The sequence below is a fragment of the Pseudomonas capeferrum genome (genome assembly GCF_000731675.1).
GTDB lineage: Bacteria > Pseudomonadota > Gammaproteobacteria > Pseudomonadales > Pseudomonadaceae > Aquipseudomonas > Aquipseudomonas capeferrum.
Genome location: NZ_JMIT01000001.1, coordinates 1760063 through 1785288, shown reverse-complemented (window position 1 = coordinate 1785288; position 25226 = coordinate 1760063). Strand labels below are relative to the sequence as shown.

Below are 25226 nucleotides of genomic sequence, written 5' to 3'. Positions count from 1 at the left end.
CGTTGCGGGGCCTTCGTGGGCAGGTAGCGTTACTTGAGGCCGGCGAGGAAGCACGTCACCGACTGGCGCTCACCGGCATCCGGCAGCCCTGCGTAAGGCATGTAGGTGCCGGGCACCGCGGCTTGTGGCTGCGCGATGAAGGCGCCGATAGCTTGTGCCGTCCAGGCCGCCTGGCGGGTTTTCATGGCCTGGGAGTAATTGGCCCCTGGCACGCTACCGGGGGTGCGGCCCACCACGTCGTGCAGGTTGGGGCCCATCAGGGTCGGGCCATCCTTTTGCGCCGAGTGGCACGCCGCACAGTCGCGCGCGAATACCTGTTCGCCTTGCTGGCGTTGCGGGGCTGCACAGTCTTCGGCCAAGGCCAGCGGGCTGGCCAGGGCGGCAAGCAGGAAGGGCACTACGAACTTGCTGGATACGACGGTCGACATCACGCACGGTTCCTGGGTAAGGCAGCGCCGGGCTGCTTCTTGTTGGTGTTCGGTTTGATTGTGTGCCAGTGCCGGCCGGCAGGTTTTGTTGTGCCTGCCAGGGTGTTTGCTGGGCTTGTCAGTTGCGTGTGGCCCGCCACAGGGGTCAATTGGCGTGACGCTTGCGGTACTCGCCCGGGGTCATGCCAAAGCGGCCCTTGAACGCTGTGCTGAAGTAACTCGAATCGGAAAAGCCCCAGGCATAACCCAGCGACGATACTTTCTGGTCCATCGCCGGGTTGCGCAGGCTTTCGGCGCAGAAGTCGAGGCGGCGGTTGCGGATGTACTGGGCGATGACCAGGTCGTGCTTGGCGAAGATGCGGTACAGGCTGCGCATGGAGATGCCCACTTCGTGGGCGATGAGTTCAGGGGTCAGCTGCTCGCAGGTGATGCGCTGGTCAATCAGCACCAGGGCCTTGCGGAACATCCGTTCATGGCTGCCGGGCACCGAGTCATGGGTGATGGCCGGGCGCAGCAGGGCGATCAGCGCATCGAGCACGGCCTGGCTTTCGTTGTTGGCCATGTGTTGGGTGCGGCCGGCCTCGAGCATCATCTGCCGGGCCATGCTGGCCAATGGGGTTTGCGCTTCGATGCGTTTTGCGCAGGCCACGCTCACGCCGCGGGTACCGCTCTGCACCTGGGGGCGCGGCAGGATCAGCGACAGTTGCCGTGAGCGTTGGTGGAAGTGCATGTCCAGTGGGGCGCTGGCGTCGACCAGGGTCAGGTCGCCGGGCCGCAGCTCGATGCGGGCATCCTGGTGTTCGATATGCGAGGTGCCGGCCATCTGCAGCACGGCGTAGTAGTTGTCGGCGCCGCTGGCGCGAATCTCCCGGGCGCTGCGGAACAGGTGGACGTGGGTCATGTCGACGATGCTCATGGAAATCTGGCCTACCTGGCACTTTTCGAGCTGGCCGACGAAGCCTGCGTCGAGCTTGCGGGCGTTGAAGTGGCCGCAGGCTTCGTTGACCTGGCTGAGCCAGGCCTGGAAGTGATCGTCGCAAACACGGGTCGCTGGTGTCATGGGTGGCCTCGCACGGTAAGACGTGGAACGGGTCGCTTGGGCGAACTCTTGGATGGGGGGTAAAGCATTACAATTCACTTGAAATTTCAAGCAAAAAACGGGCCTGGGATTCGAGGGGGTGGAGGAGTTAATCTGCTAATTATCTATTTTTTAATGAATTTAATTTTTAGGGGATGAGGGTGGCGGAAGAGGATTGGAGGATTTTCTTGGGCGGGGTGCGTTGGAAGGTATCAATTTGGGATAGGGGTGTTTCTAGATGTTGCAGTCGAAGTGCATGGCTGGGGATTTTCGGCGCCTATGAAATCGAGCGCCGCCCGCGCGGCGCATCGCGACGCAAGGCCGCTCCTACATTTGTGGACTGCCCCCAAAAAGTTGGACAGTTCTATGCTGCCGCCTGGGTCCTGTACTCGACAGGGCTCAGGCCATTGAGCCTCAGCTTGATGCGGTCATGGTTGTAGTAGTGGATGTACTCATCCAAGCCCGCTTTCAATTCATCAACATTCTCAAACCGCTTGAGGTAGAAAAATTCTGACTTGAGCGTGCCGAAGAAGCTTTCCATAGCTGCATTATCTAGGCAATTGCCTTTACGAGACATGCTCTGCTTCACTCCACAACTGCGCAGTTTCTGGCGATACTGAGCCTGCTGGTACTGCCACCCCTGATCGGTGTGGAGCACGAGTTTCGGCTTCTCCCCCAGGGTCTTGAGTGCCTTGTCGAGCATGTTCCCAACCAGGCTGTACTGTGGGCGACTGGCCGTCTCGTAGGCGATGATTTCCCCGTTATACAAATCCATCACAGGCGAAAGATAGAGCTTCTGTTGCGCCACCTTGAACTCGGTTACGTCACTCACCCATTTCTGGTTGGGGCGCTGGGCGACGAAATTACGCTCCAGCAGATTCATCGCTATCTTGCCGACAGTACCTCGGTACGACCGATATTTCTTGGGTCGCACCAGTGACTTCAGACCCAGCCCAGTCATCAGTTTCTCAACGACCTTCTTGTTGACTAGCGGCCCCTCTTTTCTGATTGCTAGTGCAACGCGCCGATACCCGTAACGCCCCTTCTCTTTGTGATAGACCTGCCGAATTCTCTCTTTAAGCTCCGCGTATTTATCCGGCTTCTGTTGGCTCTGTACCTGGTAGTAAAAAGTGCTGCGAGCCAGTCCGATCAGCCGCAGCAGGTCAGGCAAAGGGAATCTACGTTTGAGTTTGGAAACGATCAGGACTTTTTCGCCGGTATTCGTTCCTTTTCCTCGCGCAGAGCCTTGAGCTCCTTTAGGACAGCGTTCTCCATGCGCAGATACTCAAGCTCAGCCATCAGCTGGTCTCTGGGCTTTTGCGAATCGTCGGTATCTGTGGGCTTTGCTGGTTTAATCTTCTTCAACACTTTAATCGGCTTTTTCTGGCGGATGACAGGGGCTACAGGGCTACCACTGTAGTACTGCCGCTGCCAGTTGCCTATCTGCGAGGACTGGCCGAGGCCAAAATGCGCAGCGGTTTGGCGAAGAGAGAGACGATGCTCGTGCATGTGGCTCAGCACTTGGCGCTTGAAGTCGTCGTCATAGCGCTGCCCGTGCGAGCGCGGACTAAGGCTGGACTTGCTCTGATAGCTGGAGACCCACCGGCGCAGCAGACTGACGTCGATACCGAAACGCTGGGCTACTTTTCGGAAGCCATCGCTACCATCTAGGTAGGCTGAGATGGCTGTGAGTTTGAACTGCTCTGTGTATTTGCCCATCGGTCCCCCCAAGGGTTGGATTTTTTGTCCAACTTCTTGGGGGCAGTCCATTTGTTTCGGGCCAGTGAGGCCCGTGGCATTTGCGCGCGACCGCCTTGTTTGTACGACGCGATATTGAGGCGGGCACCAAGGGGCCGCGCGCCAATCCCTCAGGCATAATTGGCCCGAAACAGATGTAGGAGCGGCCTTGCGTCGCGATGCGCCGCGCGGGCGGCGCTTGATCTCACAGGCGCTAAAAGCGTCATGGCGAACACCTACGCGCCGCGCGGGCGGCGCTCGATCTCACAGGCGCTAAAACCGTCATGGCGAACCCCCACCAAAACAACCACACTTCAGCGCCCAAGCCCATCCCCAATAACAATCCCCTCAGCCCGCATCGCGTCAATCAACCCGCCCCGCACATCCGGCAGGTTGAGCATGCTGCTCTGGCGCACCCGGCGCACCTCTTCGCCGCTGTACGGTGGCCATTGCTCGGGTGAACTGTTGCCAGCCATCCCGTCCCGCGCCAGCAGCCAGTTCAGCAAATCGGCTATCTGCTGATCGTTGAGCGCCGACTGTGAAATCCCCGGCACCCGCACCAGAAACTCGCGCCCACCCGGTACCCTCAGAAAGTTGCCGACAAACCCCTGCATGCGCGGCGTGTCGTTGGCCGCCGAGCCCTCGCCGTGATCCCGGTGGCAGCCGGCGCACTGCAACTGGTAGTTGACCGGCACCGAGTACCCGGCCTGGGCAATCGGCACCGGTGGCACCTCGTTACCCTGAGCCGGGCGCTGGTTGGGGTTGGGCAGGGTCCTGGCCTGGGCGACGGGCGCCAGCAGGCACAGAAGCAACAGCGCCGTCAAACCCTTCACGGCGCTATACCGCCACGCCGCGGATGATGGTCACGGTGCAGTTGTAGATCTTCGACTCCGCACCCAGGCACCAGTTGATGTCGTTGTTGTTGAAGGGCCGATACAACGGCTGTTCATCGTCGTTGCGCGAGCAGGCGCACTGGCCGCAGGCGTGCTTACCGCAGCAATCGTTGTACGAGATGATGTAGTTCTTGCCGTCGGCCGGGTTGCGGCAGGTGCCGATCCAGGTCACCAGCGAGGCATCGGTGCCGGGCGGGCATGAAGTGATCGAGCCGCCGCAGCACGAGCACAGAAAGCCGTCGATCGAGCAGTTTCGCCAGTAGTCGCAGCTGGTCGGGTCGCCAGGGTCACCCATCTTCGGTTGCTCGGCGGCCAGCGCCTTGGCGGTGCGGTCGATCGGCAGCAGCACCGGTAGCGCCGCGCCCGCGACGATCAGCGAGCCCAGGCGCGCCAACACCTTGCGCCGTGAGGTGGTGTCGGCAACGTGGCGGCTGGAGCGTTCAAACAGTTTGTCGAGAAAACTCATGGTGTGCTCCGCGATCAGTGCTGCGCGCTGTGTGGGTGGGCGTGGTCGTGGTCGTGGCCATGCGCGTGGTTGCCGTGCAGGTACTGCTGCAGGCTGGCGCTGCCCAGGTGCACGGCCTCGAACAGGCTGTCCAGGTGCTCGCGGGAGTTGACCAGGCCCTTGGCGCGCAGAATGCCGGCCGGGTCGATCAACACGGCGTAGGGCAGCTTGCCGATCTGGTAGGTCATGCCGATCTCGGGGCCGACCACGTAGGTGGCCTGCTGCAAATCGTTGGCTTCGATCAGCGCTTGCTGTTCGGCGAAATCACCGTCGCTGACATAGATCACGTCCAGCGCGCCGTTGTTGTCCTTGGCGATCGACTTGACCGCCGGCAGCAGCGATTTGCACACCGGGCAGCCAGGGGCAAGGAAGAACAGCAATTGCGAACGCTCGCCGTGGTAGCCGATGTTCACCGGGCGGCCGTGGCGGTCGGCGGCCGTCACCTGCGGCGCGGGGTCGTTGACGGTTACGCCTTTGTCCACCATCAGCGCCCCGGCCGGGGCGATACGGCCATGCAGCACGCCGATCTGGCGCACCAGGGCCATGACCGTGAAGGCCACTGCAATCAGCAGCAGCCAGAGCAGAATGTTCGATGCGATGAGCAGTTGCATGGGTTATCTCCCCGTCAATTTGGCAAGACGCGGCTGGTTGGCCAGCAGGCCATCCACCGCGACATGAAGCAGCAGCGCCACGGCACTTGCCGCGATCACCACGAAAATATCCAGGCCACCGAGTGCGCGCTCTGCCATGGGCAATGCCGCCAGGCCGGCCAGCACGGCGATCACCAGGTTGCGCAGCAACAACACCGGGCGCAGGGGCTGGGTGGCGCCGGGGCCTGAACAGCCGCAATCGATGTCGCGGCGCCCGCGCCAGAGGTTGACCCCGATGGCGCCGGCATACAGCGCCATCAGCAGGGCTACCCCCAGCGCTGCGCTGGCGCGCCAGGCGGGTAATAGCAGGGCCAGCGCCAGGGCCAGCTCAGCCAGCACCAGGCTTGCCGTGGCGGCGGGGGCCAGGGGCGAGGGCAGCACCTGGTAGGCGCGCACGATGGCGCTGAAGGCGCGCCGGTCGCGCAGCTTGTGGCTGGCGGCGCTGGCCAGCAGCGCCGCCAGGGCTGTGCTGCTGGCAATCACGAGGACAGGGTCGAGCATGGTCGGGTCTCCTGTTTACCAAGGGGCGAAGGTAAGCACTGGTGTGTCGGCGATCTGGTCCATGGCACCGCTGTGCTTGCCTGTGGTCAGGTCGAAGAACTGCACGCCGCCTTCCAGGTCGGTGGCCACCAGGATGGGCGCCTGGTCATGGCTCGCCTGCAGGCTCCAGACCGGCTTGGGTGAGTCGAGGGTGCCGAGTTTTTTGCCGGTCTTCAGGTCGAAGGCCCAGATGGTGGTACTCGGGTCTTCCCATTTGCCATCGGTGTGCTGGTCATGCATCAGCGCATACAAGCGGTTCAGGCCCGGCGCCAGGGCCAGGGCTTGCCAGCCACCCGGTGCCCAGCCTTGCTGGCGCTCCTGGTCACTGACCAGCGACCAGGTGGGCTGCGGCTTGGCCTTGCCCCCTTCGAAGCTCACCGGGTACACCTCGCCGTGGGTGGTGGTGAAGTAGTAGGTGTCGCCATTGGCGATGGCGCGCTCGTTCAGGCGGACCTTGTTCGGGTCGAAGAAGGGCGTTTGGGTGCGCGAGACCTCTTTGCCTTCGTCATCCAGCGTCACCACCAATAGCTGGCCGTCACCGCACAGCGAGGCGAAGCTGCGTTTGCCGACCGGGTAGTTGAGCACGCAGCCACTGATGGCGACTTCGCTGGCGACCTTGTGCGTCTGGGTATTGACCACGGTCACCGAGGTCGACGGCGTGAGGTTGAAGACGTAGGCCAGCGTGCTGTCGGCGCTGACGCCCAGGGCGTACTTCTCAGTGAGCGTCGAGGCGCGCTTGGTGGGCAGCACCACTTCCCATTGCGGGCGCAGGGTCTGGGTGTCCCAGGCCACCAGCACGTCGGTGCGCTCGCCGTAGGTACCGCGCGAGTAGAACAGGTTGGCCGAGTACAGGGTGCGGTTGTCCGGGCTCAGCGCGGTGGGGGCGACAAAGGCGTTGGTGGTCATGCCGAGCATGCGTTTGGCCTTGGGGTCGACCACCACCACCTTGCCGGCGATGGGGTTCTTGAAGTCCACATCGAGGATGTACACACGGTGTGGGTCCGGCGGGAACGGCAGGCTGTTCTGGCCGATCTCTTCGGCGGGCAGGTCGGCCCGCACCGCGCTTGTGCTCGCGGCCAGGGCCAAGGCCAGGGCTGCCGAGATGCTAAGCCTGTCTACGCGACGCATTGGCTATCTCCGATGTTGTTATGGGTTATGCAGAAATCGCAGTGATCGCAGTGTGCCGCCTGGGCCGTGGTGGTGATTTGGCCAGCGTGACATTCTCTTGAGGCTCCCTGACAAAACGCCCTTCGGGGCTGGCAGGCGGGTGGGCAAGGGCCTGAAGATCGGCCCGCACCTACTTTTGCGCTGCCCTCCAGGAGTCATCTCATGAGCGATATCCAGCTGTTACCTGCCGTGGTCGAGTTCCTCGCCAGGCCCCACGGCCATTTCATCGATGGCCAGTACCTGGCGGGTGAAGCGGGGCCTTCGGTCGACATTCACGACCCGTCGAGCGGCGCCGTCATCAGCCGTGTCGCCGAGGCCAGCGAGGCGGAAGTGGCGCGTGCGGTGCTCAGCGCTCGGCAAGCCTTCAAGGGCAGTTGGGCGCAGGTTTCGCCCTATCAGAAAGGCGTGGTGCTCAACCGCCTGGCCGACCTGATCGAGGCCAATACCGAGGAGCTGGCACAGCTGGAGACCCTGTGCTCGGGCAAGTCGATCAACCTCTCGCGCGGGTTGGAGATCGCCCAAAGTGTAGTCTTCCTGCGTTACTTCGCGGGTTGGGCAAGCAAGATCACCGGCCAGACCATGACCCCGTCGCTGCCGTCATTCGGCGGCGAGCGCTATACCGCCTTCACCTTGCGCGAGCCGGTGGGTGTGGTGGCAGGCATCGTGCCGTGGAATTTTTCGGTGATGATCGGCATCTGGAAAATCGCCTCGGCCCTGGTGACCGGTTGCACCATTGTGGTCAAGCCCAGCGAATTCACGCCGCTGACGCTGCTACGCATCGCTGAGCTAGCGGTGGAAGCGGGGGTGCCGGCGGGTGCGTTCAACGTGGTCAACGGGCGCGGGCAGGCGGGCCAGTGGTTGATCGAGCATCCGCAGGTGGCCAAGGTGGCATTCACCGGGTCGGTGCCGACCGGTATCGCCGTGGGCAAGGCCGCAATGGCGGCCAACCTGACCCGCGCCACGCTGGAGCTGGGCGGCAAGAACCCGGCAGCGTTGTTGGCCGATGTGGATGTGGACAGCGCTGTGGCGGGCATCCTGCAAACGGCCTTTGTGCACCAGGGCCAGGTGTGTGCGTCACCGGAGCGGGTGTATGTGCACCGCAGCAAGGTCGAGGCCTTCACCCGCAAGCTGGGGGAGGCACTGGGGCAGTTGAAGATAGGTTCGGCACTGGACCCCGAGGCCCAGTTCGGCCCCCTGGCCAATGCTGCGCACTTTGAGAAGATTCTTGGCTTCTTCGCGCGTGCGCGTGCCAGCAATACGGTGATCTGCGGGGCGAGGGCGCTCGATCGGCCGGGCTATTTCGTCGAGCCCACGGTGGTGCTGGCGAACGATGCCAACGACCCGTTGCTGCGCGAGGAAACCTTCGGCCCGATCGTCTGTGTGCTGCCGTTCGATGACGAGGAGCAGCTGCTGGCGTTGATGAACGACAGCCCCTATGGCTTGACCGCGAGCTTGTGGACCAATGACCTGTCCAAGGCGCTGCGGTTGATTCCGCAGATCGAGGCGGGCACGGTCTGGGTCAACATGCACACCTTCCTCGACCCTGCGGTGCCGTTTGGTGGGACCAAAGCATCGGGGGTCGGGCGCGAGTTTGGCAGTGCGTTCATCGAGGATTACACCGAGCTCAAGTCGGTGATGATCAGGTATTGATCAATGGTCAGGGATGATTGCGGTTTGTTCGTCGGGAGATAGAGGGGAGGCGGCTAGGTGCTTGTCTCGGGTTTGGAGGTGGGGCGGATATCGAGCGCCGCCCCCGCGGCGCTCGATCTATGCACCACCTCCAAACCCAAGACAAGCACCTAGCCGCCTCCAAACCTTCAAACACCAAAGAACCGTGCAGCAAAATTTTGTGAACCACTTCACAAAATCCAGGTGGGCGGCATAATGCCACTACCTCTGTACAAGACCCCACCGCGCAACTGCCGGGGTTCCTTTTCGTACCCGTCGAAGGTTCAGGTTAATTTCATGTCGCTAGTCGCAAGCCCCGACATCATGTACCGGTTTTTGATCCAGAGCGTGGTGGACTATGCCATCTACCTGCTCACCCCCGAAGGCATCGTCGCCAACTGGAACCCCGGCGCCCAGCGGGCCAAGGGGTACCATGCCGACGAGATCGTCGGCCAGCACTATTCGGTGTTCTACAACGATGCCGAACGGGCTGCCGGGCTGCCCGAATACAACCTTGAACAGGCGCGATGCACAGGGCGTTTCGAAGAGGTCGGCTCGCGCCTGCGCAAAGATGGCTCGGCGTTCCATGCGCATGTAGTGATTGACGCGGTGCACGACGATGACGGCCGCCTGGTGGGGTTTGCCAAGGTCACCCGTGACATCTCCGAACGCCACCACCAGGAGCTGGAACTGCTCAAGGCCAAGGAACTGGCCGAGCAGTACAGCCAGGAAATGGCCAAGCTGTCGCAGTTTCTCGACTCGGTGATTGCCAACATTCCCGCCAGTGTCATCGTGCAGGACCTGGAGAGCCAACGCATCCTGTTGGCCAACCAGCAGGCCGAGCGCCTGTTCGGTGGGCCAGGCACGCGCATGATCGGGCAACGGCCCGCCGACAGCCTGGCGCCGGCCGCTGCCGAGTACCTGGAGCAGCAGCTCGCCCGTGGCGCGCGCAGCAGCAAAGGTTACGCCGCCGAGACCCGGGTCGACACCCTGCGTGGCCCACGCACCCTGCGCAGCCGTACGCTGCTCAGCCAGAACCGCGAGGGCCAGGCCGACTACGTGCTGTTCGTGGCCGAAGATGCCACCGAAGAGTTGGCCGCCCATGCGCAGATCCACCATATGGCACACCACGACGCCCTCACCGGGTTGCCCAACCGCACGCTGTTCCATGAGCGCCTGCGCCAAGCCTTGGTGCGCGGTGACGAGAATGCCAAGCTGACCGCAGCCCTGTGCCTGGACCTGGACAACTTCAAGAACATCAACGATTCACTCGGCCATGCGTTCGGCGACAAGCTACTGCGTGCCCTGGGCAAGCGCCTGCGGCGCGAACTGCGCGAGCACGACACCCTGGCCCGCCTGGGCGGCGACGAGTTTGCCGTGGTGCTCACCGGCCTGGATGGCCGCGATGCCGCGTGCAACACCGCCCAGCGCCTCATCAACGCGATCTGCCCGCCGTTTCAGATCGAGGGGCACCAGTTCACCGTGGGTGTGAGTATCGGTGTGGCCATCGCCCCGGACGACAACGACCAGGCGGAGCAACTGCTCGGCTATGCCGACATGGCCTTGTACGAGGCCAAGCGCAATGGCCGCAACCGCTACGAGTGCTTCAACGTCGAGCTGGACGTCGCCGCCCGCCAGCGCCGCCTGGTCGAAACCGACCTGCGCACGGCGTTGCACCTGGGCCAACTGGAGCTGCATTACCAGCCAGTGGTCGACCAGCAGACCAGCAGCGTGACGGGCTACGAGGCGCTGCTGCGCTGGGAGCACCCGACCCGCGGCATGGTCATGCCCATGGACTTCATCCCCATCGCCGAGGAGACCGGGCTGATCCATGAACTGGGCATCCGCGCGTTGAACCTGGCCTGCCAGGAGGCGGCCAGCTGGGACAGCGAGCAGACGGTGTCGGTCAACCTGTCACCGGTGCAGTTCAAGAATGCCAACCTGGTCCACACCGTGGCCTTGGCCCTGGCCGACTCGGGGTTGCCGGCGCGGCGCCTGGAGCTGGAGATCACCGAGTCGGTGTTGCTGGGCAACAGTGAAGAAAATGTGCGCACCCTGCGGGCACTGAAAGACCTGGGCGTTTCCATTTCGCTGGATGACTTCGGCACTGGTTATTCGTCGCTGGGGTATCTGCGCTCGTTCCCGTTCGACCGGATCAAGATCGACAAGTCGTTCGTGCACGACATGTGCGACAGCCGAGAGGCGATGTCGATCATTCGGGCCATTACCGATTTGTCCAACAGCTTGATGATCAAGACCACGGCCGAGGGCGTGGAGTCGGAAGAGCAGATGCGGCGGCTGGCAGCGGAGGGCTGCTCGCATTTTCAGGGGTATCTGTACGGGCGCCCGGCGCCGGCGAGCGAGCGCTTGAAAGAGGTGGTAGTGATTGCGGACTAGCTGAAGCCGGGGGCGCTTTTGCGCCCCGGCTTCACTGGGTTCAGAAGCTGTACTTGAAGCTGGTCATCACATTGCGCGGCGTACCATAAACCCCGTACAAGCCCGATTGGCTGTAGTACTCGCGATCGAACACGTTGTTCAGGTTCACCGACGCACTCAAGTGCTGGTTGATGTCGTAGCGCGCCATCAGGTTGGTGACCGCGTAGCTGCCCTGGCTGAAGGTATGCAGGTCGGCGCCGACCTTGCTCTGCCAGTTCACCCCACCGCCGATGGTGATCTTGTCCAGCGGCCCATGCAGCCGGTAGCTGGTGAAGGTCTTGAAGCTGTTGCGCGGCAGGTTGGTGTTGATGCGCTGGTCGTCGGCATCGGTGGTGACCGAGTAGGCGTAACCGGCCGACGCTTGCCAGCCTTCGGCCAGTTCCCCGTTCAGCTCCAGCTCGATGCCCTTGGAGGTGGTGTCCTGTTCGGCGCTGTAGACGTTGTCGTGTTGCCAGATGGCCAGGTTGTCCTGCTCCAGCTTGAACACCGCGAGGCTGGAGTTGAGCTTGCCATTCAGGTGAGTGCCCTTGATGCCGAGCTCGTAGCCTACGCCTTCCATGGGGTCGAGCGGTTTGTTGCTCTCGTCGGTGACCCACGACCCTTGCGGGTTGAAGATCTTGGTGTAGCTGGCGTACAGCGACCAGGTGTCGTCCAGGTCGTAGACCACGCCGGCATAGGGGATGAAGACGCCGTTTTCCTCGCGATTCACTTCGGTTTCCTCGCCGCCATAAGGCCGGTCCGAGGTGTCGCGTTTCCAGTTGATCAGGCGGCTGCCGAGGATCAGGCTGAGGTCGTCGGTGACGCTGAAACGCGAGGTCAGGTACGCCGCATACTGGTCTTCGTCGATCGACGACTTGCCACTTTCGACGAAGGCCGGCTTGGCCGACTTGCCGTCCCAGTTGAACAGGTTGTCGATGGCCCCAGCGGGCGAGCCTGCGTAGTCATAGCGCCAGCCGCCCCAGCTCGGGGTGTTTTCCCGGTACTGGGACAGGGTCATGCCGGTGATCAGTTCATGCTCGCGGCCGAACAGGCTGAACGGCCCGGTAGCGTACAGGTCGAGGTTGTCCTGGCGCGGCGTGCCCGAGAAGCGCACCGGCAACTGCGACAGGCCGCTGCCATCCGGGTTCAGCTCACCCATGGCAAAGTTGAACAGCTCGTCGAACTTGTTCTCGGCATGGGTGAGCTCGATCTTGCCGCTCCAGCCGTTGCCCAGTTGCTGTTCGATAGAGGTGAAGAAGCTGGTTTGCTCGTGGTCGTTGTAGGACCAGTCCGGCGCGGCGTTGAGCGAACGTTTGAGGTTGGTGCGCTCACCGGTCGAGAAGCGTGTGGGCAGGCCGGAGCGCAGGGGCGAGTCGATGTCGCTGCGCAGGTAGCTGAAGCCCACCGTCAGCAAGGTGTCTTCGCTGAGGTCGAATTCGGTAATGCCATACATCAGCTGCGACTGCTGGTTGTAGCGGTCGATCCAGGCTTTTTCGGTTTTGTAGTCGGCGACGAAGCGCCCGCGAATGTTGCCGGTTTCGGTCAGCGGCCCGGACACGTCGAAACCTGTGCCGTAGCGGTCCCAGTTACCGGCCTCGCCGGTGATGCTGGCCTGGGCCTCGGCAGTCGGGCGTTTACGGATGAGGTTGATCGTCGCCGAAGGGTTGCCCATGCCGCTGATCAGGCCGGTGGCGCCGCGCACGATTTCGACACGGTCGAACATCGCCATGCTTTGCGAGTAGTTGTCCAGGCGGGTGCTGGTCGGAACACCGTCGACCTCGTAGTTCTGAATGGCAAAGCCGCGCGACCAGTACGAGTCGCTTTCCGAGCCAAGGCCATCGCGCACCACGGTGATGCCTGGGGTGGCTTCCAGTGCGTCGGTGAGGTTGGTCAGGCGTTGGTCGTCCAGGCGCTGGCGGGTCATCACCGTCAGCGATTGTGGCGTCTCGCGTGGGGTGAGGTTGAGGCGCGTCGAGCTGCTCGACGAGTAGGTGGTGTAGAGCCCGGTGCCTTCTGTGGTCGAGCCTGGCGCCTTGCCAGAAATGGACACCGCGCTCAGCTCCAGGGCGCCTGTGCTGGCACTGGCTTGCAGCGAATAGCTGCCGTTGGCGCCGCGGCTGGCTTCAAGCCCTGTGCCGGCGAGCAGTATCGCCAGGCCCTGGTCGATGTCGAAGCGGCCAGCAAGCCCGGAAGTGCTGCGGCCCTCGGTCAATGCGGTGGGGTAGGACAGCAGAATGTGCGCACTCTGGCCGAAGTGGGCCAATGCCGGCGCCAGGGGGCCTGCGGGGATGTCGAAGTCTGCCTGCGCCTGTGCGGCGGCCGTGGCCCAGGCGGGCATCAGCAGCAGCGGGGCGCTTGCGCCCATGCAAGCGATGCCCTGGACCACGGCGCCGGCGAGTTTCTGCGAGACTGAGCGTTGCCAGCCCTGACGTTTGCGTGCGGTGTGATTCACAAGTGTTCCCCCATTGATTTGAAGTGCTGAGGGTTAAGTCTCGTGAGGCGCGAAATCGGACCACCCCTGCGCAACTTTTTTTGCGTCAGGCCATGCGCGGCTTCAATGTCACCCAGTAGCGGGTGAAATGCTGCACCTCCAACTGCAAGGTTTCTGCCACGGCAGCAATGATCTTGTCGGTGTTTTCCAGCGGGAACGTGCCGGATACACGCAGGCCGGCCAAGGCCGGGTCGCAGGCCAGGTGTCCGCGGCGATAGCGGGCCAGGTCTTCGATAAACGCAGCCAGGGGCTGGCCTTGAGCAACCAGCATGCCTTGGCTCCAGGCGGGGGCGACAGCGGCCACGGCCTGCCGCGCCAGCAAGCCCTGCTGGTTGAAACTGGCCTGTTCACCGGCGCCCAGCAGGATGGGCGGGTAGGCATGCAGGGCTGGTTGCAGCGCCACGCTGCCCTGATACACGGTGGCCTGGGTGTGTTGGCCGTGCAGCCGCACATTGAACTGCGCCAGCGTCGACTCAAGGCGGCCGTGCTCGGTGTCTACCCACAGTGGGCGGCTATCGGCGAGGGCGGGGCGGGTGATCAGCATCTCGCCGCGCAGCAGCCTCAGGCGGCGTGCCTGCTGGTCGAATGCCACATTGAGGGCGCTGTCGGTGTTCAGCTGTACCTGGGTGCCATCGGCCAGGGTCAGGCGCCGCTGCTCGCCGATGCGGCTGTGGTAATCAGCGCGCCAGTCTTGTACCAGCGCGGCGTCCTTCAAGTACCAGGCCCCTGCGCCTGCGGCCATCAGCAGCGACAATTGCTTGAGCGCAGTGCGCCGCGACTGCTGCGGCCGCAGCGCCGCATGGGCCAAGGGGCGCTGGCCCGGGCTGCGCATTTCGCGCAGGCGTTGGGCAAACACTTGGGTCCGTTGCCAGGCATGTTCATGTAGCGGGTGCGCCTGGCGCCAGCTCATGCAGGCGGCCAGGGTGGCGGCACTGACGGCCGGCTCTTGCAGTTCGAGGTGCCAGTGCATGGCCTGCTCGGCCACCTCGCCCGGGATCGACGTTGCGCCCTGGCCGTTCATGGCAGGTCCAGGCTGTGGTCGAGCATGATGCACAGTGCACCTGCCTTGATGATGTAGCGCTTGACCGTGGTGACCGACACGGCCAGCCGTTGCGCGATTTCGGTGTGCCCCAGGCCATCCACCTGCGACAACAGGAACGCCTCGCGCACCGGGCGCTCCAAGCCATCGAGGGCCGCGTCGAGGGCGATCAGGGTTTCCAGCAGGATCGCCTGGGTCTCCAGGCTTGGCACCACCGGCTCAGGCAGCATCGCCAGCGCCTCAAGGTAGGCGCGTTCGAGCTTTTGCCGCCGGTAGTGGTTACACAACACGCTTTGCGCCACCTTGGCCAGAAAGGTACGCGGCGCATGCAGTTGCGGCACCTGCTCCTTGTTCAACAGCCGGATGAAGGTGTCTTGGGCCAGGTCCGCTGCGCTTTGCGAGCAATTCAGGCGCTGCCTGAGCCAGCGCGTCAACCAGCTGTGCTGCTGGCGGTAGAGCAGCGCGACATCGCACAAAAGGGGATCAGAGGAAGGGAGCATGGTGTGCGGCCGCCAGGTGAGTCATTACTGCAAACGATAATGCTTATCATATATACATGCCTGGCGGCCCTGCAACACGCGCGCGCGACAAATGCCGCGACGGCAACTGGTCCGATATAAAACTGCGCTGAGCCTGGAAGGCGCACACTCGTCTTAGCTCAGGACTTCTGAGCATTGAGAGGTGCGTATGACCACTGGCAAGCGCTTCACAGATGTCGATGCCACGGGGGTCGAACCTGGGCAAGACGAAGACTGGCCAACCGGGAAAGATGAAGACGATAGCGAGGACGTCAAGCGTTCTCGACCCGAAGATCGCGATGACTACCTCGACGAGTCGCCCAGGGAAAGCGAAAAAGGTTCAGGTCGTCCCGACCCCTCCAGAGCCTCGGCGGCTGAGCGCTACAGCTATCAGCCACAGCAGAAGATAAGGCCATAGGCTAATGCTGCTCACTTAGGGCTGCTTCGCAGCCCATCGCGGCACAAGGCCGCTCCTACAACGACCGCGCAAGCCAACATGTACAGGCCTCACGCGGACACTGTAGGAGCGGCCTTGTGCCGCGAAAGGGCCGCAGAGCGGCGTTGGCGATCTTGAGTGGACAGCATTGGGCCATAGGCCTGTTATCCGTGACCCTTAGCTAAACGGTGGGGCGTGCTTGTGGCAGATAGGGGAGCAGGCGCTCGGTCTCTTTCCTGACCACGGCGTAGCACTCGCAGCTGAGCTGTTCCAGGTGCGCCCTGTCGAGCACCCGGATGTGCCCTCGATTGTATTCGATCACCCCCAGCCGCTGGAGTTTGCCAGCGGCATCGGTCACCCCCTCGCGACGTACGCCCAGCATGTTGGCGATCAGCTCCTGGGTCATGCACAGCCGGTCACCCGGCAGCCGATCCAGCGATAGCAGCAGCCAACGGCACAGTTGCTGGTCGATGGAGTGATGCCGGTTGCACACCGCCGTCTGCGCCATCTGGGTAATCAGCGCCTGGGTGTAGCGCAGCATCAGCATCATCAGCTCGCCATGACGGTTGAACTCGTCCTTCAGGCGCTGCCCGGGCAGGCGGTAGGCATGCCCAGCGCTTTGCACGATCGCCCGGCTGGGGGTGCTCTCGCCGCCCATGAACACGGCGATGCCGACCAGCCCTTCATTGCCCACCACCGAGATTTCCGCTGAGGCGCCGTTCTCCATCACATACAGCAGCGAGACGATTGCATCGGTTGGGAAGTAGACATGGCGCAGGGTGTCGCCGGACTCGTAGAGCGCCTTGCCGAGCGGCAGGTTGCTGCGTTCCAGGTGCGGTTGCAGGCGGCCGAACGTTTCTGCCGAAAGCGCGGCCAACAAGTGATTGTGCAGGGGGCTGGACGTAGGGGGCATTGCTTGGCACCGTCGAGGGCTGCGGCTGAAGCAACAAGGTTAGCCCAGCGCGCAGGTGCTGCCGTGCGGCAGGCCTCAATGGGTGGGCAAGGCTGACGGCTGGTACTCGGCGATCACCTGGTGCAGCACGCCATCATCCTTGAGTGGCAGCACCGCTTGGGCCAGTTGCTGGCCGTCGAGGGTCAGGGTCAGTTCGGTGTCAGCGCCGTTGCGCACTTCTATGCGGTACGGGGTGCTGCCAAAACGGTAGTGCAGGGTTACACCTGGCCAGTCCGCCGGCAGCAGCGGCTCGATCCGTAGGGTGTCACCGCAGCGTTGCAGGCCCAGCAGGCTTTCCACGATCAGCCGGTACATCCAGCCCGCCGAGCCTGTGTACCAGCTCCAGCCACCGCGCCCTGCATGGGGGGCGACGGCATAGACATCGGCGGCCATCACATAGGGTTCGACCTTGTAGGTTTCGATCAGCCCGCTAGCACCCTGGCGCACCGGGTTGATCAAGCGCAGCAGTTCCCAGGCCTTGGCGGCATCGCCCAGGCGGGCATAGGCCATGCTCGCCCAGATGGCCGCGTGGGTGTACTGGCCGCCATTTTCGCGCACGCCGGGCAGGTAGCCCTTGATGTAGCCGGGGTCCAGGTCGCCGTGGTCGAAGGGTGGGTCGAGCAGTGTGACAATACCGATGTCGCGGCGCACCAGGTGCTTGTCCAGCGCCGCCATGGCGGCCTGCGCGCGTGCCGGCGGGGCAACCCCGGAAAGCACCGCCCAGCTCTGCGCCACGGAGTCGATGCGGCATTCCTGGTTGCTTGCCGAGCCGAGTAGCTGGCCGTTGTCGAACCAGGCGCGGCGGTACCAGTCACCGTCCCAGGCATGCTGCTCCAGGTGCTCGGCCAGGGTGGCGGCCTGCCGGCTGCACTGCAGGGCGAAGGCGCTGTCGCCGTGGCGCAGGGCAACGCTGGCGAATGCCCGCAACACCTCGTGGCCGAAGAACCCCAGCCACACGCTTTCGCCCAGGCCTTGTTCACCGACGCGGTTCATGCCGTCATTCCAGTCCCCGCTGCCCATCAACGGCAGGCCGTGGGCGCCATACTGCAGGGCATGCCCGAGGGCGCGCTGGCAATGCTGGTACAGGCTCTCGACCAGGTTCGCCTGGGTGGGCAAGTCGTAATAGGACTCTTCACCCGCGTTCAGCGCACGCCCCTCCAGGTAGCCGACCGGCTCGTCGAGCACCGAGCGGTCACCGGTCAGCGCCACGTAGCGGCTGGTTGCCAGTGGCAGCCACAGCAGGTCATCCGAGCAGCGGGTGCGTACACCCCGTTGCAGGGGGGGGTGCCACCAGTGCTGCACATCGCCTTCGGCATACTGGTGACCGGCGCAGTCGAGCAGGTGCTGGCGCGCCAGGGCCGGGGCGGCGTGGAGCATGGCCATGCTGTCTTGCAACTGATCGCGAAAGCCAATGGCACCGCCAGACTGGTAGTAACCGCTGCGCGCCCAGAAGCGGCAGGCAATCACCTGGTACAGCAACCAGCCGTTGGCCAGCACGTCCAGCGACGGCTCCGGGGTTTCGATCTGCACGCTGCCCAAGGTCTGGCGCCAGTAGGCACGCACTTTCTCCAGCGCATCCATGGCCGCGCGCAGCCCGCGGTATTGCTGTACACAGCGGCTGGCGGCTTCGGCGTTGGGCCCGGCACCCAGGCGAAACACCACCTCTCGGCGTTCGCCAGGCTGCAGCAGCACGTTGACCTGCACCGCCGCGCACGGGTCCAGCCTCGCGCCCGTGCGCCCCGACAACCGTGCCTGGTGCATGCCGGCCGGCGCCTGGCAATCGCCATTGCGCCCAAGGAACTCGCTGCGGTCGCAGGTAATGCCGTAAAAGGGCAGGTCGCAATCGACAAACCCCACATGCCTGGAAAACCCCTCGGCATAGCTATTGCGGGCAAACAAGGCGCCGCTGACCGGGTCGATCTCGCTGACTACATGCAGGGCCGACTTGCTGCGCAGATCGCCCAGCACCCACTCGACGTAGCAGGTCAGTGACAACCGCCGCGCCTGCGCCGAGCGGTTGTGCAGCTTGAGCCGGCTGAACTTCATTGGTGCATCCAGCGCGACATGTACCCATAACTCACTGTCCAGGCCGTCGTCGGTGTATTCGAAGACGCTGTAGCCAAAGCCATGGCGGGTGCGATAGCGGCCAGGGCCGGGGCACGGCATCGGCGTGGGTGACCAGTACTGGCCGCTGTCCTCGTCACGCAGGTAGAGGGTTTCGCCACTGGGGTCGCAGACTGGGTCGTTGTGCCAGGGTGTCAGCCGGTACTCGTGCGCGTTCTCGTACCAGGTATAGGCACTGCCGGCCTCCGACAGCACGCTGCCAAACTGCGGGTTGGCAAGGATATTGGCCCAGGGCGCCGGGGGTGGCTGAGCCTGGTCGTGGTGGATGACGTATTCCTGGCCGTCGCTGCTGTACCCCCCGTAGCGGTTGGCAAGCATCAGCGCGGATGCGGGGGCCGGCGCAGGGCCATCGGCTTTCGCCTGCGGGGCTGCCGGGGCTGGCTCGAACGCGGCGGGTGCGGGCGGTGTGCGGCGGTGGTGCAGTTGTTCGGCGAGGGTGCCAAGGCTGTCGCTGAGCACCAGCCGCGCTACCGAAAGGGTCAGGGTGCGGTCCTCTGCCGACAGCTGCTGTGCGGGGCGCACAAAGATGCCCCCGGGCCGGTCGAGCAGCGCCGCCTCGCTGCCGGAGGTGACGATGCCCATGATCAGATCCTGCAATTGCTGGCGGTAACCGGCCTGGTCTTCGTTCCAGATCACCAGGTCCAGCGCCAGGCCCTTCTGTCGCCAATAGGCATGGGCAAGCACCATCTGCTTGACCAGGTTGATGTTGGCCGGGTCGCTGATCTGCACCAGCACGATTGGCAGGTCCCCCGACAGCCCTTGGCCCCACAGGCCTGACTGGCTGCGCCGGTTGTCGGCCAGCGGGACGCCGCGGGGCCGTAGCGCCGCGTTGGGGTAGATCACCGAAGCGGCCATCTGCTCGAACAGCCTGGCATCGTTGAGCGAGCCGTTGAGCTGGCGCAACTGCACCTGGCTGTGTGGCCAGGCGAGGTCGAACACCCGGTCGGCCAGGTGCCGGTCGCGGTACTTGGCGATCTGCTGCAGGCAGGCGTCGCGGCTGTCGGACACCCCTGTGACCAGGTCGACCGTGGCGTTCTGGCCGGGTGCCAGGCTGATACGGCAGCGGATCGCCACGATCGGGTCAAGCACCGCCCCGGCGGTGTCGGACAAGGCCTCTGTCTGCGCGTCCAGAGCCGCCGGGGCGACCAGCGTGCGGCCGCGCCCTATAAAGCGGGCGCGGTCGGTTTCGTAGGACACGGCATCGATGTCGGCGCCATGCACCGCGAGCACATGGCACATCCACGGCACGGCGTCCTGCTGCGAGCGCGGCCGCCTGGAACAGATGATGGCCTGCAGCGGGCGGACCAGTTCGGTCTGCACGAACAGCTTGCTGAACGCCGGGTGCAACGCATCGGCAAGGGCGGGTGCCAGCACCACCTCGGCGTAGCTGGTCAGCTCCAGGGTGCGCTGTTGGTCACCATGGTTGGTCAGGTGCAGGCGCCGCAGTTCGATGTCGTCCTCGGGGGAAACGGCTATTTCGGTGTGGCAGTCGAAGTCGCCTTCACGGATGCGGAACTCGGCGCGGCCATCACTGAAGATCGCCTCCTGGTTCTTGCCGCGATGCCGCGTCGGTTGGTAGGTGGTTGACCAGAACGCTGCGCTGGCGACGTCACGCAGGTAACAGAAGCTGCCCAGGGCGTCGCAGCTGGCGTCCTCGCGCCACCGTGTCAGCGCCATCGCGTCGCGCTTGCTGTAGCCACTGCCGACATGGTTGACCATGACGTGGTAGCGGCCGTTGGACAGCAACTGCACGGCGGGGTGGCGCCGATTCGGCTCGCTGAACACCCGCAAGCGTGTCTCGCCGGATTGGCCCGCAGCGTCCACAGCCGGGGCCTGCAGGGTGTGCAGGTAGGGCGCGGCCGTTTTCGGTACGCGCTCCTGTAACAGCAGCATGCTCGCCTGAAATTGCGGGTCTGAGGCGAAGCGCCGTTGCATGGGTTTGTCCAGCAGCAGGGAGGTCAGGGCCAGCAAGCTCATGCCCTGATGGTGGGCCATGAACGAGCGGATCACCACGGCCTGCTGGCCGGGGGGCAGCCGTGACTCGCTGTAGTCAATGGCCTCGTACAACCCGAAGCGGCCGGCCAGCCCCAGCGTGCACAGGCGTTGCAGGTTTCGGCAGGCGGCGCCTGGCGCCACCAGCAGGGCGAGTGCACTGGCGTAGGGGGCGACCACCCGTTCTTCACCCAGGCCGCGCTTGAGGCCCAGGCCCGGTACGCCAAACGCCCGGTATTGGTAGTTCAGGTGAGCGTCCAGGGCGTTGTAGGCCGACTCTGAAACGCCCCAGGGGATGCCCAGCACGTTGCCGTGGTCGATCTGCCGCTCGACGGCGGCCTGGCAGGTCTGGTCGAGCAGGGTGCCTTCGTAGCTCGGCATCACCAGCAGCGGCATCAGGTATTCGAACATCGAACCCGACCAGGACAACAGCACCGGCACCCCGGCATTGCTGGTCAGCAGCCGGCCCAGGGCGAACCAGCTGGCCTGGGGCACCTGGCCCTGGGCGATGACCACGAAGTTGGTCAGGCGCATCTCCGATGCCAGCAAGTCATAGAAGGCTGAATCGAGGCGATGTTCATCGGCGTTGTAACCGATGGCGAACAGGTCACGCTGGTTGTCGTAGAGGAAGGTGAAGTCCATGTCGGCCATGGCGGCGATGCGCAGCGCCAGGCTTTGCGACTGGGCGATGCGCTGGCGGGCCAGCGTGCGTATGTCGGCCACGGCCGGACGTTCGGCGGCAGGCCACTGCTCTGGCAGCAGTTCGGCCAGCTGGCGCCAGCTCAATGGCGCCTGAAGCGTGGGGTCGTCGTTGCCAGGTGGCAACTGGAAGGCCTGCACTTCGCCGCCCAGGTCCAGGCATTGCTGGTGCATCGCCTGCAACCAGAACAGGCAGTCGTCGGCCTCGCCCGCGCGTGGCGCGTACTGCTGGATCAGCCCCTGTAGCTGCTCGGCGAGCTGTTCCAGCAGCGAGGCGGGCAGCGGGCCTGGCTGTTCATGGGCTTGCCAGAGCTGTTTGCCCAGGGCCTGGAGCGGCTCGTCGGCACGGCCCGCGGTGGTGAACGCTTCGCGCAGGATGTCCAGCGTGTCCAGCAGGCCCTGGCTCAGGCGGCGGTCCAGCACAGGGGTATCGGCCATCGCCAGCAGCCCTGGCCGCAGCGTCAGCAGCAGGGCGGCCAGGTTGCCGCTGTCCACCGCAGAGATGTAGAGCGGGTGCAATGGTGTTCGGGTCTGGGTGTCGTACCAGTTGTAGAAGTGCCCCTTGTAGCGCTCCAGCTGGCCCATGCTGTCGAGCATCTGGGTCAGGCGCTGGAACAGTCGGGCGGCAGTCAGGTAGCCGAAATCATGGGCTGCCAGGTGCGAAAGCAGGGCCATGCCGATGTTGGTCGGCGACGTGCGGTGGGCGATGCTGGGGAAAGGCGGCTCTTGCAGGTTGTCAGGTGGCAGCCAGTTTTCATCAGGCCCGACATGCCGGTCGAAGAACGCCCAGTTGCGCCGGGCCAGCCGATGCAGAAACCGCAGCTCCTGTGCCTGCGGCGCGAACGCGCTGCGCCCCCGCGTGCGGCTGAGCCACCAGGCCAGGGCCGGGCCAAGCAGCCACAGGGCAAGGATGGGGGCGGCCAGCAACAGCACACTCGGGCGCATCGCCAATGCTCCCACCAGCAACAGCACCAGCCCGGGTTGTACCCATTGTTCGCGATAGAACGCTTGCAGGGTATCGGCACTGGTGCGTTCGTCATCCCGCGAGGGGTTCCATTGCAGCAGCCGGCGTTTGCTCACGGCCAGGCGCCACAGCGTGCGGCAAATCGCATCCAGGCTGTAGAGGGTCTCGAACGGCAACCAGGCCAGCGACAACCCAGCCCGCACGAAATAGATGCTTGAGGTGTGCAGAGCCGCCAGCAGGTGTTCGGCCAGCGGCACATCGATGGTCTTGCGTAGCAGCTCGAGCAGCGAATCGAGCACAGGGCGGGTCAGTAGCAGGCCCAGCAGCGCGAGCGTCCACAGCAGCGGCGAGGCGCTGGCCAGCCAGCCCCACAGCAGCGCGCTCAGCAGGGCGGCCGGCTCCAGGCTGCGGCGCAGATTGTCGACAATCTTCCATCGCGACAGCGCGCTCAGCCCGCTTTGCGCCTGGCCTTGCAGCCCGGTGCGCGACCACGGCAGCAGCCAGGGCAGCAGTTGCCAATCACCCCGTATCCAGCGGTGGCGGCGCTTCACATCGGCGCTGTAGCGTGCCGGGTAGGCCTCGAACAATTGCACGTCACTGAGCAGGCCGGCATGGGCGTAGCAGCCCTCGATCAAGTCGTGGCTCAGTACACAGTTGTCGGCAAAGCGCCCCTCCAGTGCGCGTTCGAAGGCATCCACTGCGTAGATGCCTTTGCCAATGAACGAGCCACTGAGGAACAGGTCCTGGTACACATCCGACACGGCCAGGGTGTAGGGGTCGACCCCGGCATCGCTGCCGAACAGCCGCGCGTAGGTTGAGCGCGACACGCTGGGCAGGCTGATGCCCACCCGTGGTTGCAGGATCGCGTAGCCTGACTGCAGGCGACCGCTCGTGGCATCGAAACGTGCGCGGTTCAGCGGGTGCTGCATGGCGCCGACGAACTGCTGCGCCACATCGCGCGGCAACTGGGTGTCGGTGTCCAGGGTGATGACATAGCGCACCCGGTCCAGCGCGCGCAGGTCGCCGACGATGCGCATGAAACGCTCGGCGCCGCGCCCACGCAGCAGGGCATTGAGCTCAGCCAGCTTGCCGCGCTTGCGCTCACGGCCCATCCAGCAGCGCTCGGTGGCGTTCCACTCCCTGGGGCGATGCAGCAGGAAGAAGCGCTCGGCGCCGCTCGGGTACTTCGCATTCAACGCGCGAATACCGTCGCTGGCAAGGTCGAGCAGGGCCATGTCGTCGGGCCGGGTCTGCTCGGGGGCATCCATGAAGTCAGTCAACAGGGCGAAATGCAGGTGCTCGTCACGGTTGGCCAGAAAGCGCACCTCAAGGCCTTCGACCAGTTCCTCGACATCGCCGGCAGCGCCCAGCATGCTGGGCACCACGACCAGGGTACGGGCCTCGACGGGAATCCCTTCGGTGTAGTCCAGCCGGGGCAGGAACGCAGGCTTCACGGTCAGCGTCACCAGCCAGTTGACCAGGCCGAGGGCGAGCCGGCTGGTGGTCAGCAGCACCGGCAACGCCATGGCCGCTGCCACCCAGGTGGGCCAGCCTTCGGCGGCAATGCCAGCCACGAAGCCCCAGGCCAGCAGGCACGACAGCAGCGCCGCCGGCACCAGGTAGAAGGCCAGCGGCGCCCGGTGCAACAGGCGCTGCCAGCGCTCGGCAAGTGCCACCCGCGCAGCCAGCTGCCGTTCGAGCAGCAGCAAGCCATCGCCAGCCAGGTAATAACCGACATGCGCTGCCTGCTCGCGTGGTTGTGCGTGTGCGGCCTGCGCCAGCTCGATCGCCGTGCGCGCCACCTGTTCTTCACTGAAGGCGCTATGCCGTGCCAGCTGTTCGACGATGTGCCGATAGTGATCGCGGCTGGCGAAGTCCATGGCGGCATACACTGCCGCCGGGTCTTCGCCGAGGATGTGTTCGACGTGGCTCAGGTGTTCGACGAACAGCCGCCAGTCAATGGTCGACAGCAGGCGCAGGCTGCCGATGCTGTTGCTGATCGACACCTGGTCGATGGCCTGCTGTTGCGCATCGAGCTGCACATGGCGCTCGATACTCAAGGACGACTCGCTGAGCAACTGCTCGATCCAGGCCAGCGGCTGGGTGAGCGTGCTGCTGTGGCCCTGTAGTCGCCTGGCCAGTTCGGCGACGAAGGCGGTGGTCATGGGTGGGTCCGAGCGGGCCATGTCGGCCACCACCAGCACCACGCTCTTGGCATCGCGTTCGGCGGTTTCGCCAAGCTTGTCGGCCCAGTCATTGGCCAGGTCGCGGTCTGCCAGGCTGGCCATGACCCGGGCGGCGACGCGGCGCAGGTTTTCGATCAGCGCCAGCCTGAGCATGATTGGGATCGCCCACAGCTCGCCGAGGGTCAGCGTGGCGGTGTGCTGATACGCCTCGACGAAATGGCTCAGGCTCTCGGCATCGACCCGGCCATCACCGTGGCAGATGGTTTCCAGGGCAATGTCATAGACCCGCGGCAAGCCGCTCGAAGCGCCGGTGTCCAGGCGTGGCAGTTGCAGGCTGTAGTCGGCCGGCAGGTGGCGTTTGGCAATGCGGATATGGCTTTCGACCAGGTAGAAGTTGTCGAGCAGCCACTGCGCTGCAGGCAAGGTCGGGCGCGCGTCGGGCAGCGCGCTGGCGAGGGCCGAACAGCTGGCGTAGAGCATGCGTTCGTTGTCGGCCAGGCGTTCGAGCAGCGAGTCGTCGGCCGGCAGTTTGCTCAAACGGTGCTGGCTGGCCAGCCAGTTGCCATGGTCGGCCAGTTGCTGGGCGCTGTAGAGCTCCGAGCGCAGCAGGCTTTCGTAGGTGAACGTGTGGCGCGGCGCACGCCAGCGCCGGGCACGGTTGGCCAGGCGTTGCACGTAGGTGAGTGCGCGAAGCCAAGGGTTGTCCATGGTGAGTCGGGTGCCGTGAGCTGGCCGGTCAGGTGG

At 64.4% G+C, this 25226-nt stretch carries 16 protein-coding genes; 3 read left to right on the top strand and 13 right to left on the bottom strand.

Features of this window, described 5'->3' with window-relative positions; all coding sequences use genetic code 11:
* Positions 1-29 precede the first annotated feature (29 nt).
* The 8 genes from PC358_RS08000 to PC358_RS07960 all read right to left on the bottom strand — a co-directional run bounded on the left by PC358_RS08000 (position 30) and on the right by PC358_RS07960 (position 6959).
* Entirely contained in the window at positions 30-428 is a 399-nt protein-coding gene (locus tag PC358_RS08000; RefSeq protein WP_033698716.1) for a c-type cytochrome, read from the bottom strand.
* A 145-nt stretch (positions 429-573) separates the two neighbouring features.
* Positions 574-1488: a transcriptional regulator FeaR gene (feaR, locus tag PC358_RS07995; protein ID WP_033698715.1), complete on the bottom strand. Its 915-nt coding sequence runs from the start codon at positions 1486-1488 to the stop codon at positions 574-576.
* Between the two features lie 382 nt (positions 1489-1870).
* Positions 1871-3225 (bottom strand): IS3 family transposase gene (locus PC358_RS27730; protein WP_156056779.1). Its coding sequence is split into 2 segments (ribosomal slippage): positions 1871-2752 and positions 2755-3225, totalling 1353 coding nucleotides; the frame shifts between segments, so codons are not numbered across the junction.
* 332 nt (positions 3226-3557) lie between these two features.
* The gene (locus tag PC358_RS07980; protein WP_033698713.1) at positions 3558-4076 is read right to left on the bottom strand and encodes a cytochrome c family protein; all 519 of its coding nucleotides are present in this window, start codon (positions 4074-4076) and stop codon (positions 3558-3560) included.
* Between the two features lie 4 nt (positions 4077-4080).
* A complete protein-coding gene (locus PC358_RS07975) occupies positions 4081-4602 on the bottom strand; it encodes a methylamine dehydrogenase light chain (protein ID WP_027595339.1) in 522 nt (173 codons plus the stop codon).
* A 14-nt stretch (positions 4603-4616) separates the two neighbouring features.
* Positions 4617-5252, bottom strand: a complete 636-nt coding sequence (gene mauD, locus PC358_RS07970) for a methylamine dehydrogenase accessory protein MauD (protein WP_033698712.1) — start codon at positions 5250-5252, stop codon at positions 4617-4619.
* Between the two features lie 3 nt (positions 5253-5255).
* On the bottom strand, positions 5256-5792 hold the full coding sequence (locus PC358_RS07965) for a MauE/DoxX family redox-associated membrane protein (RefSeq protein ID WP_033698710.1): 537 nt from the start codon (positions 5790-5792) through the stop codon (positions 5256-5258).
* Between the two features lie 15 nt (positions 5793-5807).
* A complete protein-coding gene (locus PC358_RS07960) occupies positions 5808-6959 on the bottom strand; it encodes an amine dehydrogenase large subunit (RefSeq protein WP_033698708.1) in 1152 nt (383 codons plus the stop codon).
* A 201-nt stretch (positions 6960-7160) separates the two neighbouring features.
* Here PC358_RS07960 and PC358_RS07955 point away from each other — a divergent pair, with 201 nt between their 5' ends.
* Both PC358_RS07955 and PC358_RS07950 read left to right on the top strand, forming a co-directional pair.
* On the top strand, positions 7161-8648 hold the full coding sequence (locus PC358_RS07955; protein WP_033698707.1) for an aldehyde dehydrogenase family protein: 1488 nt from the start codon (positions 7161-7163) through the stop codon (positions 8646-8648).
* A gap of 315 nt (positions 8649-8963) precedes the next feature.
* Positions 8964-11063, top strand: a complete 2100-nt coding sequence (locus PC358_RS07950; protein WP_033698706.1) for a putative bifunctional diguanylate cyclase/phosphodiesterase — start codon at positions 8964-8966, stop codon at positions 11061-11063.
* A gap of 40 nt (positions 11064-11103) precedes the next feature.
* Here PC358_RS07950 and PC358_RS07945 read toward each other — a convergent pair whose 3' ends face one another.
* The 3 genes from PC358_RS07945 to PC358_RS07935 all read right to left on the bottom strand — a co-directional run bounded on the left by PC358_RS07945 (position 11104) and on the right by PC358_RS07935 (position 15111).
* A complete protein-coding gene (locus tag PC358_RS07945) occupies positions 11104-13446 on the bottom strand; it encodes a TonB-dependent siderophore receptor (protein WP_033700141.1) in 2343 nt (780 codons plus the stop codon).
* Between the two features lie 172 nt (positions 13447-13618).
* Complete coding sequence (locus PC358_RS07940; protein WP_033698704.1) at positions 13619-14593, bottom strand: FecR domain-containing protein; 975 nt, start codon at positions 14591-14593, stop codon at positions 13619-13621.
* A complete protein-coding gene (locus PC358_RS07935; protein WP_033698703.1) occupies positions 14590-15111 on the bottom strand; it encodes a sigma-70 family RNA polymerase sigma factor in 522 nt (173 codons plus the stop codon). Before PC358_RS07935 ends, PC358_RS07940 begins: the two co-directional genes overlap by 4 nt.
* Positions 15112-15298: 187 nt before the next feature.
* On the opposite strand from PC358_RS07935, the gene PC358_RS07930 reads away from it, so the two are divergent.
* Entirely contained in the window at positions 15299-15547 is a 249-nt protein-coding gene (locus PC358_RS07930) for a hypothetical protein (RefSeq protein WP_033698701.1), read from the top strand.
* Positions 15548-15746: 199 nt separating this feature from the next.
* Here the strand turns inward: PC358_RS07930 and PC358_RS07925 are convergent, their stop codons facing one another.
* On the bottom strand, positions 15747-16478 hold the full coding sequence (locus PC358_RS07925) for a Crp/Fnr family transcriptional regulator (protein ID WP_033698699.1): 732 nt from the start codon (positions 16476-16478) through the stop codon (positions 15747-15749).
* 75 nt (positions 16479-16553) lie between these two features.
* Positions 16554-25190, bottom strand: coding sequence for a GH36-type glycosyl hydrolase domain-containing protein (locus PC358_RS07920; protein ID WP_033698696.1), 8637 nt, complete (start codon positions 25188-25190; stop codon positions 16554-16556).
* Positions 25191-25226 lie beyond the last annotated feature (36 nt).

Excerpts from the sequence above, each read along its gene's own strand:
- PC358_RS08000 (WP_033698716.1), bottom strand. The coding sequence starts at position 428 with ATGTCGACCGTCGTATCCAGCAAGTTCGTAGTGCCCTTCCTGCTTGCC.
- feaR (WP_033698715.1), bottom strand. The coding sequence starts at position 1,488 with ATGACACCAGCGACCCGTGTTTGCGACGATCACTTCCAGGCCTGGCTC.
- PC358_RS07975 (WP_027595339.1), bottom strand. The coding sequence starts at position 4,602 with ATGAGTTTTCTCGACAAACTGTTTGAACGCTCCAGCCGCCACGTTGCC.
- mauD (WP_033698712.1), bottom strand. The coding sequence starts at position 5,252 with ATGCAACTGCTCATCGCATCGAACATTCTGCTCTGGCTGCTGCTGATT.
- PC358_RS07965 (WP_033698710.1), bottom strand. The coding sequence starts at position 5,792 with ATGCTCGACCCTGTCCTCGTGATTGCCAGCAGCACAGCCCTGGCGGCG.
- PC358_RS07960 (WP_033698708.1), bottom strand. The coding sequence starts at position 6,959 with ATGCGTCGCGTAGACAGGCTTAGCATCTCGGCAGCCCTGGCCTTGGCC.
- PC358_RS07955 (WP_033698707.1), top strand. The coding sequence starts at position 7,161 with ATGAGCGATATCCAGCTGTTACCTGCCGTGGTCGAGTTCCTCGCCAGG.
- PC358_RS07950 (WP_033698706.1), top strand. The coding sequence starts at position 8,964 with ATGTCGCTAGTCGCAAGCCCCGACATCATGTACCGGTTTTTGATCCAG.
- PC358_RS07945 (WP_033700141.1), bottom strand. The coding sequence starts at position 13,446 with ATGGGCGCAAGCGCCCCGCTGCTGCTGATGCCCGCCTGGGCCACGGCC.
- PC358_RS07940 (WP_033698704.1), bottom strand. The coding sequence starts at position 14,593 with ATGAACGGCCAGGGCGCAACGTCGATCCCGGGCGAGGTGGCCGAGCAG.
- PC358_RS07935 (WP_033698703.1), bottom strand. The coding sequence starts at position 15,111 with ATGCTCCCTTCCTCTGATCCCCTTTTGTGCGATGTCGCGCTGCTCTAC.
- PC358_RS07930 (WP_033698701.1), top strand. The coding sequence starts at position 15,299 with ATGACCACTGGCAAGCGCTTCACAGATGTCGATGCCACGGGGGTCGAA.
- PC358_RS07925 (WP_033698699.1), bottom strand. The coding sequence starts at position 16,478 with ATGCCCCCTACGTCCAGCCCCCTGCACAATCACTTGTTGGCCGCGCTT.
- PC358_RS07920 (WP_033698696.1), bottom strand. The coding sequence starts at position 25,190 with ATGGACAACCCTTGGCTTCGCGCACTCACCTACGTGCAACGCCTGGCC.